Genomic DNA, 15,690 nt, shown 5'->3' on the forward strand with positions numbered 1-15,690 from the left:
CGCAATGACCACCGGCCTCCTGATCGTCCAACTCCTGAACGGGCTCCAGTTCGGCGTGCTGCTGTTCCTGGTCGCGGCCGGGCTGACGCTCGTCTTCGGGGTGATGGATTTCATCAACCTCGCCCATGGCGTCCAGTACATGCTCGGCGCCTATCTCGCCGTCACCTTCGTCGGGCTGACGGGCTCTTTCCTGTTCGGCCTCGTGCTCGCGCTCGCCGCCGCGCTGCTGCTGGGCCTCGCCTTCGAATTCCTAGTCTTCCGCCATCTCTACGAGCGCGACCATCTGGACCAGGTGCTCGCGACTTTCGGACTGATCCTGCTGCTCAACCAGGCGGTGAAGATGATCTGGGGCGCGGCACCGCTCTCGGTACCGGTGCCCGAGCTCCTGTCGGGCAATGTCCGGTTGATGGACGGCATCCTCTACCCGGTCTACCGCTTCGCCCTGATCGCGGCGGGCCTGGGCGTGGGCGCCCTGCTCTGGTTCGTCGTCGAGAAGACGCGCACCGGCATGTTGCTGAGGGCCGGCGCCTCGAACGCGCCGATGGTCTCGGCGCTCGGCGTCGACATCCGCAAGCTGTTCATGGTGGTCTTCGCCTTCGGCACCATGCTCGCCGGCTTCGCCGGGGCGATGGCGGCGCCGATCCTCTCGGTCGAGCCCGGCATGGGCGATACCGTGCTGATCCTCGCCTTCGTCGTCATCGTCGTCGGCGGCATCGGCTCAATCCGCGGCGCCTTCGTCGGTGCCCTGATCGTCGGGCTCGTCGACACGCTCGGCCGCTCCTTCATGAACGACCTGCTCAGGCTGTTCATGGGCCCGGCTTCGGCACGGGCGACGGGCGCCGCGTTGTCGTCGATGCTGATCTATCTCGTCATGGCGGCTGTGCTGTTCGTCCGGCCGGAAGGCCTGCTGCCGGCCAAGGGGCGCTCATGAGCGTGGCCACGGCATCCCCGAGCGACGCGCGGCCACGGGCCCCGGCGGCGCGCCCGCTCGCGCCGCTCGCCATCTTCATCCTGCTCGCCCTGTTGCCGCTCGCCGCGACGCTCGGCCTCCCGCCGCACTGGCTGACGCTGGTGACGCGGGCGATGATCTTCGCCATCGCTGCCCTGTCGCTCGATCTCGTCCTCGGCGTCGGAGGACTGATCTCCTTCGGCCATGCCGCCTTCATCGGGATCGGCGCCTATGGCGCGGGCATCCTGATCACCGAGGGCCAGACCGAACTTCTGGTGGCACTGCCGGTCATTCTGCTGGCCTGCGCCATCTTTGCCGCGATCACCGGCTATGTCTCGCTGCGCACGCGCGGCGTCGCCTTCATCATGATCACGCTGGCCTTCGGGCAGATGGCCTTCTATTTCGCGCAGGCGCTCTCGGCCTATGGCGGCGATGACGGCCTGACGCTTTACGAGAAGAGCACGCTGCTCGGCCATGACGTCTTCGCCAACCGCACCGGCTTCTATTACATCGCGCTCGGCACGCTGGCTGTCTGCTACTGGCTGGCGCGGTGGCTGGTCGGCTCGCGCTTCGGCCGTGTGCTGCGTGCGGCCCGCGAGAATGCCGTGCGTGTCACCGTCACGGGCTATGATGTCGACCGCGTCCGGCTCGGCGCCTATGTGATCAGCGGGATGATGGCTGGGCTCTCCGGCTTCCTGCTCGCCAACCAGACCGATTTCGTCAGCCCGGCCTATATGTCCTGGCCGCGCTCGGGAGAGTTGATCTTCATGGTCGTGCTCGGCGGCGTCGGCTCCCTGCATGGCGCGATCCTCGGGGCGCTCGCCTTCCTGATCACCGAGGATGTGCTCTCGTCACTGACGCAGAACTGGAAGGTCATCTTCGGCCCCCTGATCGTGCTCTTCGTGCTGTTCACCCACGGCGGGATCGCGGGTCTCGCCACCAAGCTCAGAGGGCGCCGCGATGGCTGAGCCGGCGCTCGCCTTGAAGGGACTCGCCAAGTCGTTCGGCGCGCTCAAGGTCACCAACGGGGTCGACCTCACCATCGCGCCCGGCGAATTGCATGCGCTGATCGGCCCCAATGGCGCCGGCAAGACGACGCTGGTCCACCAGATTTCCGGGACGCTGAAGCCGGATGCCGGTGCGATCCTGTTCGGCGGCCAGGACATCACCCGCCTGCCGCCGCAGGCGCGGGCACGGGCCGGTCTTGCCCGCACCTTCCAGATCACCTCCACCATCGCCTCGCTCTCGGCGCTGGAGAATGTCGCGCTCGGCGTGCAGGCGCATAGCGCCCATCCGCTCTCGCTCTTCGGCAATGCAGCCCGCGACGAGGCGCTGAACGCCCCCGCCTGGGAAGCGCTGGAAGCGGTCGGCCTCGCCGAGCGCGCCCATGCCCCGGCCGGCAGCCTCTCGCATGGAGAGAAGCGGGCGCTCGAGATCGCGATGGCGCTGACCCTTCAGCCGAAACTGATCCTGCTCGACGAGCCCCTGGCCGGCGTCGGCCATGAGGAGGGCGAGCGCCTGATCGCGCTCCTGAACCGCCTCAAGGGTCGCTTCGCCATGCTGCTGGTCGAGCATGACATGAGTGCCGTCTTCGCATTGGCAGACCGCGTCACCGTGCTGGTCTATGGCGGCGTCATCGCCTCCGGCGAGCCGGCCGCGGTGCGGGCCGATCCTGCGGTGCGACAGGCCTATCTCGGCGAGGAGGGCTAGCGATGCTCAGCGTCGAAGGGCTCGATGCCGGCTATGGCGAGGCGCAGATCCTGTTCGGGGTCGACCTTGCCGTCGGCGAAGGCGAGGTCGTGACCCTGCTCGGCCGCAACGGCATGGGCAAGACCACGACGGTGCGCTCGATCATGGGCCTGCTGCCGGCAAAGGCCGGCAAGATCGCCTTCGGCGGGCGCGACCTCACCGGCGCGGCGCCCTTCCGCATCGCCCAGGCGGGCATCGGCCTTGTACCGGAAGGCCGCCAGATCTTCCCGACGCTCTCGGTCGAGGAGAACCTGATCGCGACCGCCGCCGATCGCTCCGGCAAGAAGCGCTGGGACCTCGGGCGCATCTACGCCTTCTTCCCCCGCCTCAGGGAGCGGCGGGAGAACCGCGGCAACCAGCTCTCCGGTGGCGAGCAGCAGATGCTGGCGATCGGCCGGGCGCTGATGACCAATCCCAAGCTGATCATCCTCGACGAAGCGACGGAGGGGCTCGCCCCCCTGATCCGCGAGGAGATCTGGAACTGCCTGACGGCCCTGAAGGCGGAAGGTGAATCCATCCTCGTCATCGACAAGAACGTCGACGCCCTGGTTCGCATCGCCGACCGCCATGTCGTGCTCGAGAAGGGGCGCGTCGTCTGGCGCGGCTCCAGCGCGGAGCTTCGCAGCGACAGCGCCGTGAAGGACCGCTTCCTGCATTTCTGAGCCGATCACATCACCGCCAGCCGGCCTGCACGCCGGCAGATGAGGAGAGCCGAGACATGAACCCGCTGACAGCCGGCGTGACGCGCGCCAATGAGGGCCTGGAGGGCATTTCCTGGAGCATCCTCGGCCAGACCTATGTGCCGAAGACGCTGACGGAGGAGAGCTTCTCCTGGCATGCGACCCTGCCGCCCGGCACCTTCGTGCCGCCGCATATCCACACCACGCAGGACGAGTTCATCTACATGCTGGAGGGCCGGCTCGACCTGCTGCTCGACGGCAAGGAGAGCTTCGCCACCGCCGGCGACCTGATCAAGCTGCCGCGCAACATCCCCCACGGGCTATTCAACAAGGGCGCTTCCACGGTGAAATGCCTGTTCTGGGTCTCGCCGACCGCCCGACTCTACGATCTGTTCTGGGGTTTGCATTCGATGGCCGAGCAAAAGCCGGCCGATGTCGTCGCGCTGTCGGCCAAGCACGAGGTCGACTTCCTGCCGCCTCCGCCCGACGCGGCGTGAGCTGCCCCCGCCGCCGCCCGGACCTCCGGGCGGCGGCGGGGCGTTAAGGATAATGAGAGGTTAAGGATGAGGAGGGACACGGCATCTGCTTGAGTGCGACTGCAACCTGAAGTCGCAACAGCCGGAGGCCGCCATCATGGACCGCGAGCGTCGCCGCTCCCCGCGTCAGCGCACGCTGCTGGGCGGCATCGTGACGTTCAATGGCCGGCGCTCGGTGCTGGATTGCGCGATCCGCAACATCTCCCATGATGGAGCGCTGCTGATGCTGTCGGACGCCGTTGCGCTGCCGCAGGCCTTCGAGCTCGAAATTCCGTCGCGGCAGCGTCAGTATGCGACCCGAGCGGTCTGGCGCAGCAGCGAGCGCGTCGGCATCGTCTTCACCGAGCCGGCCGAGGCGGTCCCGCTCGACCTGATGCGCCGCCTCAAGGCTTGCGAGACGGCCAATGCCGGGCTGAAAGCGCGCATCCGCCAGCTGACCGAGGCCGGCTGATCATCCCTTCCGCGCAGCGAGCTGCTCCGCCGAGAACCCTGCCTTGCCGGCATAGCCCTTCACGATCCGCTCGCGGCTGGCGCGGTCGAGCACGCGCTCGACATCGTCGAAGCCGTTCGGAGCCAGCTCTTCCACCGCATCGATGACCCGTTCCGGCCCACCGACCCGGTTCATCGCCACGATCTCCGCCGTCGCCGGCAGGCGCTCGGCCTCGTAGGCCGCCAGCGCCTGGCGCGGATGCTCGGCCTTCGCCAGCCGGTCGGCCAGGCAGCGCGCATCGAGGACGGCCTGCGAGGCGCCGTTGGAGCCGACCGGATACATCGGATGCGCGGCATCGCCGAGCAGGGTTACGCGGCCGTGGGTCCAGCGCGGCAGCGGATCGCGGTCGCACATCGGATATTCCCAGAAGGTCGAGGTGGCACGGATCAGCCCGAGGATGTCGACGCCCGGCACGCTGAAGCGGCGGGCAAAGGGCAGCACGTCCTCGAGACGCCCGGCCTTCGACCAGGCCTCCTTCGGTGGCGGGCGCTCGGGATCACCGGTGCGGATATTCACGACCCAGTTGGTCAGGCGCGTCTGCGGCGTCGCGCCCTGGCCGATCGGGTAGAGCACGAGCTTGCCGGCCATGCCGCCCGCGATGATCATGCTTTCGCCGTCGAGGAACAGAGGCCAGTCGCAGGCGCCGCGCCACATCTGCACACCCTGCCAGCGCGGCGGGCCCTGGTCGGGAAAAAAGAAGGCGCGCACGGCGGAATGGATGCCGTCGGCGCCGATCAGGACATCGCCGCGGACCGTCTCGCCGGCTTCGCCGAAACGGGCGTCGCTGAAATGGGCGGTGACGCCACCTTCGTCTTGGATGAAGCCCTGCAGCCGGCGCCCTGTCCGGATCGCCGCGGCGCCGAGGCGCTCGGCCACGGCATCGCGGATGACGCGCTGAAGCCGGCCGCGATGGATCGAGAATTGCGGAACCGGCGCGCCGGCATGCAGCCCGCGCGGCTCCTGCCAGACCGCCTGCCCGAAGCGATTCATGTAGATGAGTTCGCGCGTGCGGATGCCGGCTTCGTCGAGCGCCGGCAGCAGGCCGAGATCGGCGAGTTCGCGGATGGCATGCGGCAGCGTGTTGATCCCGACGCCGACTTCCCGGATCTCGCCCGCCTGTTCGTAGACCGTCGCGCCAATGCCGCGGGCGTGGAGCATCAGCGCCAAAGTCAGACCGCCGATACCGCCGCCAACGATGATAACCCGCATGCACCCGTTCCCTTCGATGCGCCCGGTTCCGGGTCTGATATTTTAAGTTTGAAATATCGTCGTTCGACTTGTCAATTGCCGCTCTGCGGCGAGACCGGCCTCGCGCGGGCGGGGGAGCCAGCCGCCCGTGGATTTCATCGGATTGTCACGTCGGCTACGGATAAGAACGGCGCAACTCCGACAAGGCCCGAACTGCGGCCTGCCGCTAGTCGCCTCGCCGCAGCCGCCTTCAAACCCGCCACGCACAGAGCCGAGATCATGTCCCCCCATCACATGGATCGCATCAAGGACGAGATTCTCGACAGCTTCGACGAGGAGCTGGAACTGCAGCTCGAGGACGAGCGGCTCGACGATCTCGTTGCAGACGGGCTGGCCGGGCAAGGCCAGGGACTCGACCGCAAGACCTATTTTCGCGAGCTCTTCCGGATGCAGCACGAGCTCGTACGGCTGCAGGACTGGGTGCAGTACAAGAAGCTCAAGGTCGTCGTGCTGTTCGAAGGGCGCGACTCGGCCGGAAAGGGCGGCGCCATCAAGCGCGTCACGCAGCGGCTCAATCCGCGCGTCTGCCGCGTCGTCGCGCTGCCCGCGCCGACAGAGCGGGAGCGCAACCAATGGTATTTCCAGCGCTACGTGCCGCATCTGCCGACGGCCGGCGAGATGGTGCTGTTCGACCGCTCCTGGTACAATCGCGCCGGCGTCGAGCGGGTGATGGGCTTCTGCACGCCCGCGGAGCTGGAGGAGTTCTTCCGTTCGGTTCCCGACTTCGAGCACATGCTGGTGCGCTCCGGCATCATCCTGATCAAATACTGGTTCTCGATCACCGACGAGGAGCAGGAGTTCCGCTTCCGCATGCGCATCGAGGATCCGCTGAAGCAGTGGAAGCTCTCGCCGATGGACCTCGAAAGCCGCGTGCATTGGGAAGACTACACCCGTGCCAAGGAGGAGATGCTGGAGCGGACCCATACCAGGCATGCGCCCTGGTGGGTCGTGCAGGCGGTCGACAAGAAGCGCGCCCGGCTCAACATGATCGCACACCTGCTCGGCCAGATCCCCTATGAGGACGTGCCGAAGCCCGAGATCGTCCTACCCGAGCGCGTGCGCAATCCCGATTATCTGCGCCATCCGGTCCCGCCGGACATGTATGTGCCGGAAGCCTACTGAAGGCGGGGGCACCGCAGCCGGGCCGCGACGGCGTCGCCGCCCCATCTTCCGGGCCTCCCGGACTGCGCCGGGACGGCCCGAGCGTCCGCCGCCCTACCCATTAGGGAACGTCAGCGGCGAGTAGTCGGTGACCGGGCGCCCCGCCCAGTCGTTCTGCGGCGCAGCCGCCTCGGTGCGCTTCTGCCCCTCGTGCAGGCTGCGCGCCGCGGCGGGGTAGTCCATTGTCAGGACCGTCCCATCCCGAACGACCAGGCGGCCGTCGACATAGACGCGGTCGACCGCCCGCTCGGCCGCGGCGTAGACGAGGCTGCGGACGGGATCGCGGTGCGGCTGCATCATCGGGTGATCGAGGTCGACGAGGACGAGGTCCGCCTTGGTGCCCGGTTCCAGCCGCCCGATGTCGTCGCGCCCGAGCGCCGCGGCTCCGGCCGTGGTGGCCGCCTCGAACAGGTCGGTCGTGGTCAGCGTGCGCGGATTCTCCGCCATCAGCCGGGCGACGTAGCCGGCATGGCGCATCTCCTCGAGCATGTTGTGCGGATAGGTGTCGGTACCGAGTCCGATGCGGACGCCGGCGCGGCGATAGCGTCCGAAATCGTCGAGCGCGATGCCACGGCGCATGAAGACGGTGGGACAATGCGCAACGCGCGTGCCGGTCTCGGCGAGCAAGGCGAGGTCGCGCCGGCTGTGCCAGGCGACGCGCGGATAATCGTCCAGGAAGATCGCGTGACCGATGATGCTCGTATCGCCGAGCACGCCGAGCTGTTCGAGCCACTGGATCGGCGAGACGCCGTGCCGGCGCGTGATCTCATGGAACTCGACCGTCGACTGGGCGGCATGGATCTGCCAGGGCAGCCCCCGACGCTTCGCCTCCGCATGGCTGTCCTTGATCAGCCCTTCGCTGCAGGTGTCGATCTGCGCGGGACAGACCATGCCGAAGAGCCGCCCGGACGGGTGGTTTTCCGCCTTCTCGATCAGATCGAGCGCCTGGGCCATGGCTACCCGGCCCGCCTTCTCGTCCCATTCGTATTCGACGACGTGGCCGTTCTTCGTGTACCAGCGGGCCGAGCGGAACATCGGCGAGACGCAGACGCGCAGGCCGCTTGCGGCCGCCAGGTCAAGCCAAGCCGGATGGGCGACGGAGAGATCCGCGACCGTGGTGACGCCCGAGAGCAGCAGCTCCGAATAGGCAACCTGGACGCAGGCCGGCACGGCCTCGGCATCCGGTCGCAGGATCGGCATGAATTCGTAGAGCGAGGAATTGTAGAGAGCCGGCGAGCCGAGCTCGTCGAGAAAACCCTTGTTCAGCGGCTCGCTCGACGGGTGCGAGTGGATGTTGACGAGGCCGGGCATGACCATGCGACCAGCGCCGTCGACGGTCTCGTCGGCCTGCCCTTCATAGCGCGAGCCGACATGGCGCAACGTGCCATCCTCGAAGGCGACATCGGCGCCGTGGAGATAGACGTGCCGGGCGGCTTGCGCATCCCAGGCGACAACGACGTCGGCATTCCTGATGACCGTGATCGTCATTTTGGCTCCTCCCTCCCGCAGGCATAGAAAAAGCGCCGCGTGGCTCTCACCACGCGGCGCTTGTCGAAGCTCAGCGCTTCAGCTTGATGTCGAGGCCCTTGTAGAGCCCGGCGCCGTAGATGCCGTGTGCACGCACGCCCTCGACCCGGTCCCCGGCCACGACCCAGAGCGGCTGCGAGGCCAACGGCACCCAGACATTGGCGTCGGTGAGCTGCATCTGGACCGCACCGATCGCCTCCTTGCGCTTCTGCGCGTCGACGGCGGTCGCGGCGGTCTTCAGCAGTTCGTCGGTCTTCGGGTCCTTCCAGTTCATCCGGTTCGGCGTCGGCACCTGGCGGCTGGCGAAATAGAGGTTCAGCGCCTCGGTCGCCGTCACATAGGGATAGGACATGTAGAAGGCATCGAACTCCTGCGTCGCCAGCTTGCCCCAGGCGACGGTGGCGTCCCAGAGCTGGATCTTCATGTCGATGCCGATCTTGCGGAGGTCGGCCTGCATCGCCTCGGAGATGCGCGGGTTGATGTCGTTGCGAATGCCATAGACCGTGAAGGTCGCCTTCTGGCCGTCCTTCTCGCGGATCCCGTCGGCACCGGGCTTCCAGCCCGCCTCGTCGAGCAGCTTCGCAGCCGCCGCCGGGTCGTGCTTCGGCATCTTCGCGACGGTGTCCTTGTCGTAATCCAGCACAGCCGGATTGAGCAGGGACGGCAGCGCCGTGCCCTTGCCGAAGAAGATCGCCTTGGCGATCGCCTGCTTGTCGACGGCCATGTTGACCGCCTCGCGGATCGCCTTGTCCTTAGAAACGGGCTTGTCGACCTTGAAGCCCATGAAGACGTCGTAGATGTAGTTTTCCTGCCGCTGCACGGTCATGCCCGGCATGCGCTGCATCGTGTCGAGCGCGATATAGGGCATGTAATAGGTGACGTCGGCCTGCTTGGCCTGGATTGCCGCCATCAGCGTATTCGACTCGGGAATGACCTTCCAGACGATCTCGTCGATCTGCGGCTTGGGGTTCTTGTAGATCGGCGGACCCCAGTCGTAATAGGGGTTCTTCTTCAGCACGAGCTCCTGGCGCGGCGTCCACTTCACCCAGCAATAGGGGCCGGTGCCGTTGAAGCCCTGCACGCCGAAGTTCTGGCCGAGCTTCTCGACGGTGTCCTTGTCGACGACCGAGGCGAAGGAGAGCGCGAGCTGGAAGAGAAGGTCGCTGTAGGGCTCCTTCAGCTCATAGATCACGGTGTCGCCCTCGGCCCGGATGTCCTTGACCGGACCGGCGCGGAACGCGACCGGGGATTTGATTGCGGGGTCGATCCAGCGCTTCAGCGAGTAGACGACGTCATCCGGCGTCATCGGCCGCCCGTCGCAGAACTTGACGCCCTTGCGGAGCTTGAAGCTGTAGGTCTTGCCGTCCGGCGAGACGGTCCAGGATTCGGCCAGGCCGGGCTTGATCGTCTTCATGTCGAAATCGACGGTCACCAGCGTGTCCGCGAGCATGTAGACGACTTCGGCCGCCGCGGTGGCCGTCGAGCGGACCGGGTCGTAGCGATCGGCATCGATGATGCGCAGGATGGTCAGCGGCGCCTTCTGCTGGGCGGCGGCCGGCGTGGCGAGCGCCGCGGCGGAGGCCGCGCCGGCGAGAAGCAAGGCAGTCAATCTGGTCATCGAGCAGTTCCCCTTGATGGTTCTGGTTGAGGACTTCACTTGCGCAGCTTCGGATCGAGCGCGTCGCGCAAGGCATCGCCAAGCACATTGAAGGCCAACACGATGACGAAGATCACGATGCTGGGCAGGACCGAAACATGCGGCGCAAAGAACAGGAAGTTGCGGCCGTCCGCCGCCATCGCACCGAGTTCGGCGGTCGGCGGCTGAGCACCGAGGCCGAGAAACGACAAGGCGGCACCCAGCAGGATCACCTGGCCGAAGCGGAGGGTGACGAAGACGAAGATCGCCGACAAGCAGTTCGGCAGCACGTATCGCAGGATGATGTGCAAGTCGCCGAGCCCGAGCGAGCGGGCGGCCTCGATATAGCCCTGCTGCAGCACGACCAGGGCCGAGCCGCGTACGACGCGCGCCATCAGCGGAATGGTCGCGATGGCAAGGGCGATGATCACGGCCGGCAGGCCCGGCCCGAAGATCGCGGCAATGGCCAGGCCGAACAGGATCGCCGGAAAGGACAGCAGCACGTCCATCAGCCGCATCAGAAGCCCGGAAAGCCGTGGGTAATAGGCCGCGGCAAACCCGATCACGCCGCCGATAAGCCCGCCGATGACGACAGAGGCCAGCCCCATCAGCAGCGTGGTGCGCAAGCCGAACAGCAGCCGCGTGATCATGTCGCGGCCCTGCCCGTCGGTTCCGAGCAGGCCGAACTCGCCGGGCGGCTTGAGCGTATTGGCGAGATCGTTGCCGTAGGGATCGGTCGGCGACAGCCAGGGCGCGAAGGCGGCCCCGAGCACGGCCAGGACGACGAGCGCCAGCGCGATACAGGCCCCGACGTCGGAGAGCAGCATGCGCAGCACCGAGACGCGACGGGCCACCGCGACGGGCGGCAGGTTCTGCTGCAGCGGATCCGAAACGGAGCTCATCACGCGCCCCTCACTCTGGGGTCGAGCACGGCATAGAGCACGTCCACCGCGAGATTGATCAGGATGAAGCCGAGGGACAGCACGATGATGGTGCCCTGCGCCATCGGCAGGTCGCTCGACAGGATGGCGCCGACGGCCAGGCGCCCGATGCCCGGCCAGGAGAACACCGTCTCCGTGACGACCGCGCCGCCGAGCAGGAAGCCGATCTGCAGGCCGATCAGCGTCACGACCGGCACCAGCGCGTTGCGCAGCGTATGCCGCAACAGCACCGTGACCTCGCCCAGCCCCTTGGCGCGGGCGGTCCTGACATGGTCGGCGCCGAGCTCGTCGAGCACCGAAGTGCGTGTCATCCGCGCGACCGGGCCGACGAAGACGCCGCCGAGCGTGATGGCCGGCATGATGATTCCCTGGATGCCTTCCCAGGTCCAGAGCGGTCCGGTCCGGCCGGTGAAGGGCAGGATCGGATATTTGAAGCCGAACAGCCAGATCAGGCCCAGGCCCAGGAAGAAGACCGGCAGCGACACGCCTGCGACCGAGACCGCCATGATCGCGCGGTCGAGGAGCGAGCCGCGATAATAGGCCCCGATCGTGCCGAGCAGCATGCCGAGCGGGATCGCCCAGATCAGCGAGGCGACCATCAGCTCCAGCGTCGGGCCGATCGTGTTGCCGAGCTCCTGCGAGACCGGCACGTTGTTGATGATCGAAACCCCGAGGTCGCCTTGGGCCAGGCGGCCGATATAGATGAGAAACTGCTTCCAGAGCGGCTCGTTCAGCCCCAGCTCCTGCCGGATCGCCTCGACCACGTCCTGCGTCGCGGTCGGCCCGGCACGCACCTGCGCCGGATCGGTCGGGACCACCTGCATGAGCAGGAATCCGACCAGCAGCACGCCGAACAGCACCGGCAGGACCAGCAGCAGCCTTTGCAGCGTATGTCGCAACATGCAGAGCGCCCCGAGCCTATTGCGCGGCCGCGGCGAGCTGGCCGTGCCGGTCGAAGACGATCTCGCCGCCGAGCAGGGTCAGGTCGCAACACACCGCGTTCTCGACCGTCTCGACGGGGACCGAGAAGATGTCGTGCGAGAGCACGGCGATATCGGCGAGTTGCCCGGGCACGAGCCGGCCCAGTTTGTCCTCGGCGAACTGCGTGTAGGCGCCGAGCAGCGTATAGGCATGCACCGCCTCCGCCATGCTCAACCGCTCGCCCCCGCCGATGACGGTGTGACGCTTCGTCTCGCGGGTGACCATGGTGAAGAGGTTCTTGAACGGGTCGGTCGCGCAGACCGGCGCATCGGAGCTCGCGGCGGCATGCAGCCCGGCGTCCAGCCATTTGCGCATGGGATAGGAGGCGTCGGCGCGTTGCCGGCCAAGATTGGTCACGTAGAGATCGCCGAATTCGTAGATGAAGGCCGGCTGCGGAACGGGATCGATGCCGGCGGCCGCCATGCGGGCGAGCTGGGCTTCGGTCAGGAAGCCGCAATGCTCGATGCGGTGGCGCCGACCCTTGATCGGATGCTCCGCGCTGTCGGCCTTCTCGATACCCGCCAGCACCTGCTCGATCGCCGCATCGCCGATGGCGTGGATCGCGAGCTGGTAGCCGAGCTCGTGGAAATGCGCGAGATAACCGTGCATCTGCGCGTCGGAATAGATGAAGATGCCGCGATTGTCGGGGTCGCCGACGAGATAGGGCTCGCTCATCGCGGCCGTCAGGCCGCCGGCGCTGCCGTCCCCGAAGACCTTCATCGCACCGTAGCGCAGCAGGCCGGTCTCGCGCCCGAAGCGATAGCCGGCCGCATGCGCCTCGTCGCCAATGCCGTCCGCGTTGCCGTAGATGCAGACCCAGGTGCGGACCGGAAGCGTGCCGGCCCGCGCGACTTCCTCATAGGCATCGATCTCGGCCATGCCCGCCGTCATGCCGACCGCTGCATCCATCACGCTGGTGAAGCCCTGCGACAGCATGTAGTGCCCGGCCTTGACGATCGCGGCCTTCAACTCGGCGAGGCTCGGGGCCGGCATCGCCTCGACGACCAGCCTCATGGCGCTTTCCGCCAGCAGGCCGGTCAACCTGTTGTCGCGCCGTTCGATCAGGCCGCCGGCCGGGCTCGGGGTATTGTGGCCGATGCCCGCTGCCTGCAAGGCCCGGCCGTTGACGACGCCGACATGGCCGCAGGTGCGCTTGATGTAGACGGGATTGTCGGGCGCGGCCCGATCCAGCTCCTCCGCCGTCGGATGGCGGCGCTCGGCGAGTTCGTTGTGGTCGTAGCCGCGCCCGATCACCCATTCGCCGGGCTTGCGCGCCTTGGCGGCCATCGCGACGCGGCGCAGGATCTCGTCGATGCTGGCGACGCCCTCCTCCGGACGCAGGTTGACCTCGCCCATCGCCAGACCCAGCGGCAGCAGATGCATATGCGCGTCGTTGAGGCCGGGTATTGCGACGCGGCCGGCGAGATCGACCACCTTCGTGCCGGCCCCCTGCAGTGCGGCGATTTCATCAACCGACCCGACCGCCAGAACCTTTCCGCCCGCGATCGCCAGCGCCTCGGCGAAGCCCTCCGCCAAGCCGCAAAAGATGCGGCCATTCAGCAATACGGTATCGGCCTGTGTCATAACGCGCGATGCACCCCTGTATACAACGTCAACTCTTGCAGAAAGCAGAACAGATCCACACGGCGCGGCAGGCGAGGAGCGGAGCACGGTGGACAAAACTCCCGCCGCGCACCGCTATCCGAGAAAACTGGGCATTCTGATCTGAACGGCCGACCCCGATCGTGAAAACTATTCCACCTCGCCTGTTCCCCGAAGTATGATTTTCTTGTTGGCTTTGTGGCAGCATTGCTCAGAATATTGAGCAGCGCAAGAGGCGCCGGCAGGCATCCACTGCATGGCGACGGAGCCGGAAGACAAGGCTCGCACAAGGAAGGAAAGGCAGAAATGGGCTTCGATGTCGGCGGAAGGTTGCGTGAAATCAGGCTGGCCGCGGGGCTTTCCCAGCGCGAGCTCGCGTCACGCTCGGGCGTGACACACAGCCTGATTTCGTTGATCGAGCAGAACCGGAACAGTCCGTCGGTTGCCTCGCTCCGCAAGATTCTCGACGGCGTTCCGATGAGCATGGTCAATTTTTTCGACGAGGCGCGGGCGCCTCGCGACCGAGTGTTCTTCGAGGCGGCAGATCTGATCGACCTGACGTCCCGCCTGCACCAGGTCAATGGCGGAGATAGCCGCGGGAACATGTCCTTCCGGCAGGTCGGGGATGCCCAGGCCCACAATCTTCAGATCCTGCACGAATCCTATGAGCCCGGCGCCGATACCGGCGCGACCATGCTCAAGCACAATTCCCATGAAGGCGGCGTCGTGCTTTCGGGCGAGCTCGAGATCACGGTCGGCGATCAGGTCAAGGTTCTGAAGCCCGGGGAGGCCTATCTCTTCGACAGCCGCGTGCCGCACCGGTTCCGCAACATCGGCGCGGAGCGCTGCATCGTGGTGAGCGCGTGCACGCCGCCCTATCTCTGAGCGCCGCCGGCAGCCGACTTGAGCGATCTGTTTATGCGCCGTTAACCCTGCCCGGCTAGGTACGGAGACCGGATTAGCCAGTCGTAGTGTTCGCTTCCTCCCATGTATAAACGCGACCGTCACCAGCGAACCAACAGCTTGGCCACGAGCGAGTATGAGGCTCATCCCGCCGACGAATCCGCCACAGGTGCGGGTCGCGGCGCCAGGGCCGAGACGGCCGCCATCGAGATGGCCCCGGCGCAGGTCTATGTCCGCCCCGGGCGGACGCCGGGCAAGCGGCTCCAAGCGCAGGCGGGACCGGAAGGCGACCGACAGAGCCCGCCCCTTCTGTTCAGCGGAGGCCATCCTCCGGCGGTGACGCTGGCCGATTCGACGCGCGTCCGCTTCTGGCGCACGCCGAAGCACCTGATGCGGGAAATATGGGGCGCGCCCGGAAGCGAGGAGCCTGCGCAGCGTCCCGGTCAGGCCGAAACTCCAGACGTCGCCGACGTTATTCCCGTGGCGGAGGCCGCGGCGATCGAGGTCGAAATGCTCGACATTTGGCCGGAGGGCGACACGGTCGCCGAAGCCTTGCCGGTTCCGGAAGCCGATGTCGCGCCGCGATCGGCACCCTTCGCCTTCCTTTCGGATCACGCCTTCTGGGATCTCGTGCCGGAGATCGGCCGTGACGAAGGCAGCCCACAGCCTTCGTCGACCGTCGCCCCCGTCCCTCACCTCGCCTTCCCGGACGACGATATCGCCGATGCTCTGCCCTTCGCGGTTGAGGAAGCGGCCGTACCGCCGTCGCAAGCCATGACCGCTGCGCGCCCCGCCGTGCCGCCAGCCGGTTCGCCCTGGGCGGGCTACACGGTGAACCTGCGCGTCTCGCTGGCGCCGCAGCCAGCCGCGTTGCAGATCGGCCTGACGCCGACACTGGCCGTGAAACAGGACGCGGCGCCTGCTCTGCCCACCGCTCTGGAGGAGCCGGACGCGGTCGAGGCGCTGCCGGTCGCCAAGCCTGCTTCCATCCGGAAGGCGCCGGCCCGTCGGCCGGAACCGCAGATGGGCTTCCAACGCCCGCCGATCGAGTTCCTGACCGAGCCGCCGGAAGACCGCGCCGAGACCATGCCGGTCGAGGTGCTCCAGCAGAACGCCGGGCTGCTCGAAGGCGTGCTCGAGGATTTCAACGTCAGGGGCGAGATCGTCCAGGCCTGTCCCGGCCCTGTTGTGACTTTGTACGAGCTCGAGCCTGCTCCGGGGACGAAGTCGTCGCGGGTGATCTCGCTGGCCGACGACATCGCGCGCTCGATGAGCGCGGTCTCGGCG

At 67.1% G+C, this 15,690-nt stretch carries 15 protein-coding genes; 9 read left to right on the forward strand and 6 right to left on the reverse strand.

What is annotated here, in order from left to right:
* Positions 1–4 precede the first annotated feature (4 nt).
* From BGO20_RS14250 to BGO20_RS14275, 6 genes are all read left to right on the forward strand, one after another.
* Positions 5–931 carry a branched-chain amino acid ABC transporter permease gene (locus BGO20_RS14250; RefSeq protein ID WP_291664527.1) on the forward strand — a complete coding sequence of 309 codons (927 nt, stop codon included), beginning with the start codon at positions 5–7 and terminating at the stop codon, positions 929–931.
* The gene (locus tag BGO20_RS14255; RefSeq protein ID WP_291664526.1) at positions 928–1,917 is read left to right on the forward strand and encodes a branched-chain amino acid ABC transporter permease; all 990 of its coding nucleotides are present in this window, start codon (positions 928–930) and stop codon (positions 1,915–1,917) included. Before BGO20_RS14250 ends, BGO20_RS14255 begins: the two co-directional genes overlap by 4 nt.
* Positions 1,910–2,659, forward strand: coding sequence for an ABC transporter ATP-binding protein (locus BGO20_RS14260; RefSeq protein ID WP_291664525.1), 750 nt, complete (start codon positions 1,910–1,912; stop codon positions 2,657–2,659). The genes BGO20_RS14255 and BGO20_RS14260 overlap by 8 nt, the downstream gene beginning before the upstream one ends.
* 2 nt (positions 2,660–2,661) lie before the next feature.
* A complete protein-coding gene (locus BGO20_RS14265; RefSeq protein ID WP_291664524.1) occupies positions 2,662–3,360 on the forward strand; it encodes an ABC transporter ATP-binding protein in 699 nt (232 codons plus the stop codon).
* Positions 3,361–3,416: 56 nt separating this feature from the next.
* The gene (locus BGO20_RS14270; RefSeq protein ID WP_291664523.1) at positions 3,417–3,875 is read left to right on the forward strand and encodes a cupin domain-containing protein; all 459 of its coding nucleotides are present in this window, start codon (positions 3,417–3,419) and stop codon (positions 3,873–3,875) included.
* Positions 3,876–4,011: 136 nt separating this feature from the next.
* The gene (locus BGO20_RS14275) at positions 4,012–4,365 is read left to right on the forward strand and encodes a PilZ domain-containing protein (protein WP_291664522.1); all 354 of its coding nucleotides are present in this window, start codon (positions 4,012–4,014) and stop codon (positions 4,363–4,365) included.
* Here BGO20_RS14275 and BGO20_RS14280 read toward each other — a convergent pair whose 3' ends face one another.
* Complete coding sequence (locus BGO20_RS14280) at positions 4,366–5,613, reverse strand: flavin-dependent oxidoreductase (RefSeq protein WP_291664521.1); 1,248 nt, start codon at positions 5,611–5,613, stop codon at positions 4,366–4,368.
* 258 nt (positions 5,614–5,871) lie between these two features.
* Here BGO20_RS14280 and ppk2 point away from each other — a divergent pair, with 258 nt between their 5' ends.
* A complete protein-coding gene (gene ppk2, locus BGO20_RS14285; RefSeq protein WP_291664520.1) occupies positions 5,872–6,774 on the forward strand; it encodes a polyphosphate kinase 2 in 903 nt (300 codons plus the stop codon).
* Between the two features lie 93 nt (positions 6,775–6,867).
* Here ppk2 and BGO20_RS14290 read toward each other — a convergent pair whose 3' ends face one another.
* The 5 genes from BGO20_RS14290 to BGO20_RS14310 form a co-directional block, all read right to left on the reverse strand.
* The gene (locus BGO20_RS14290; RefSeq protein WP_291664519.1) at positions 6,868–8,301 is read right to left on the reverse strand and encodes an amidohydrolase family protein; all 1,434 of its coding nucleotides are present in this window, start codon (positions 8,299–8,301) and stop codon (positions 6,868–6,870) included.
* A gap of 70 nt (positions 8,302–8,371) precedes the next feature.
* On the reverse strand, positions 8,372–9,958 hold the full coding sequence (locus tag BGO20_RS14295; protein ID WP_291664518.1) for an ABC transporter substrate-binding protein: 1,587 nt from the start codon (positions 9,956–9,958) through the stop codon (positions 8,372–8,374).
* A 35-nt stretch (positions 9,959–9,993) separates the two neighbouring features.
* Positions 9,994–10,878 (reverse strand): ABC transporter permease, encoded by an 885-nt coding sequence (locus BGO20_RS14300; protein ID WP_291664517.1) that lies wholly within the window; start codon positions 10,876–10,878, stop codon positions 9,994–9,996.
* Positions 10,878–11,819 (reverse strand): ABC transporter permease, encoded by a 942-nt coding sequence (locus tag BGO20_RS14305; RefSeq protein ID WP_291664516.1) that lies wholly within the window; start codon positions 11,817–11,819, stop codon positions 10,878–10,880. Before BGO20_RS14305 ends, BGO20_RS14300 begins: the two co-directional genes overlap by 1 nt.
* A gap of 16 nt (positions 11,820–11,835) precedes the next feature.
* The gene (locus tag BGO20_RS14310; RefSeq protein ID WP_291664515.1) at positions 11,836–13,482 is read right to left on the reverse strand and encodes an amidohydrolase; all 1,647 of its coding nucleotides are present in this window, start codon (positions 13,480–13,482) and stop codon (positions 11,836–11,838) included.
* A 324-nt stretch (positions 13,483–13,806) separates the two neighbouring features.
* Here BGO20_RS14310 and BGO20_RS14315 point away from each other — a divergent pair, with 324 nt between their 5' ends.
* Both BGO20_RS14315 and BGO20_RS14320 read left to right on the forward strand, forming a co-directional pair.
* Complete coding sequence (locus BGO20_RS14315) at positions 13,807–14,385, forward strand: cupin domain-containing protein (protein WP_291664514.1); 579 nt, start codon at positions 13,807–13,809, stop codon at positions 14,383–14,385.
* A 138-nt stretch (positions 14,386–14,523) separates the two neighbouring features.
* Positions 14,524–15,690, forward strand: a 1,167-nt coding sequence (locus BGO20_RS14320) for a DNA translocase FtsK (RefSeq protein WP_299858175.1), incomplete at its 3' end; no start/stop codon positions are given.

Origin of the sequence: Allobosea sp. 67-29 (assembly GCF_001898115.1) — a bacterium.
Lineage (GTDB): Bacteria > Pseudomonadota > Alphaproteobacteria > Rhizobiales > Beijerinckiaceae > Allobosea.

What these genes read in the sequence shown, in the direction of transcription:
- BGO20_RS14305 (WP_291664516.1), bottom strand. Translation starts at nt 11,819, where the DNA reads ATGTTGCGACATACGCTGCAAAGGCTGCTGCTGGTCCTGCCGGTGCTG.
- BGO20_RS14255 (WP_291664526.1), top strand. Translation starts at nt 928, where the DNA reads ATGAGCGTGGCCACGGCATCCCCGAGCGACGCGCGGCCACGGGCCCCG.
- BGO20_RS14295 (WP_291664518.1), bottom strand. Translation starts at nt 9,958, where the DNA reads ATGACCAGATTGACTGCCTTGCTTCTCGCCGGCGCGGCCTCCGCCGCG.
- BGO20_RS14260 (WP_291664525.1), top strand. Translation starts at nt 1,910, where the DNA reads ATGGCTGAGCCGGCGCTCGCCTTGAAGGGACTCGCCAAGTCGTTCGGC.
- BGO20_RS14270 (WP_291664523.1), top strand. Translation starts at nt 3,417, where the DNA reads ATGAACCCGCTGACAGCCGGCGTGACGCGCGCCAATGAGGGCCTGGAG.
- BGO20_RS14265 (WP_291664524.1), top strand. Translation starts at nt 2,662, where the DNA reads ATGCTCAGCGTCGAAGGGCTCGATGCCGGCTATGGCGAGGCGCAGATC.
- BGO20_RS14315 (WP_291664514.1), top strand. Translation starts at nt 13,807, where the DNA reads ATGGGCTTCGATGTCGGCGGAAGGTTGCGTGAAATCAGGCTGGCCGCG.
- BGO20_RS14290 (WP_291664519.1), bottom strand. Translation starts at nt 8,301, where the DNA reads ATGACGATCACGGTCATCAGGAATGCCGACGTCGTTGTCGCCTGGGAT.
- BGO20_RS14275 (WP_291664522.1), top strand. Translation starts at nt 4,012, where the DNA reads ATGGACCGCGAGCGTCGCCGCTCCCCGCGTCAGCGCACGCTGCTGGGC.
- BGO20_RS14250 (WP_291664527.1), top strand. Translation starts at nt 5, where the DNA reads ATGACCACCGGCCTCCTGATCGTCCAACTCCTGAACGGGCTCCAGTTC.
- BGO20_RS14310 (WP_291664515.1), bottom strand. Translation starts at nt 13,482, where the DNA reads ATGACACAGGCCGATACCGTATTGCTGAATGGCCGCATCTTTTGCGGC.
- BGO20_RS14300 (WP_291664517.1), bottom strand. Translation starts at nt 10,878, where the DNA reads ATGAGCTCCGTTTCGGATCCGCTGCAGCAGAACCTGCCGCCCGTCGCG.
- BGO20_RS14280 (WP_291664521.1), bottom strand. Translation starts at nt 5,613, where the DNA reads ATGCGGGTTATCATCGTTGGCGGCGGTATCGGCGGTCTGACTTTGGCG.
- ppk2 (WP_291664520.1), top strand. Translation starts at nt 5,872, where the DNA reads ATGTCCCCCCATCACATGGATCGCATCAAGGACGAGATTCTCGACAGC.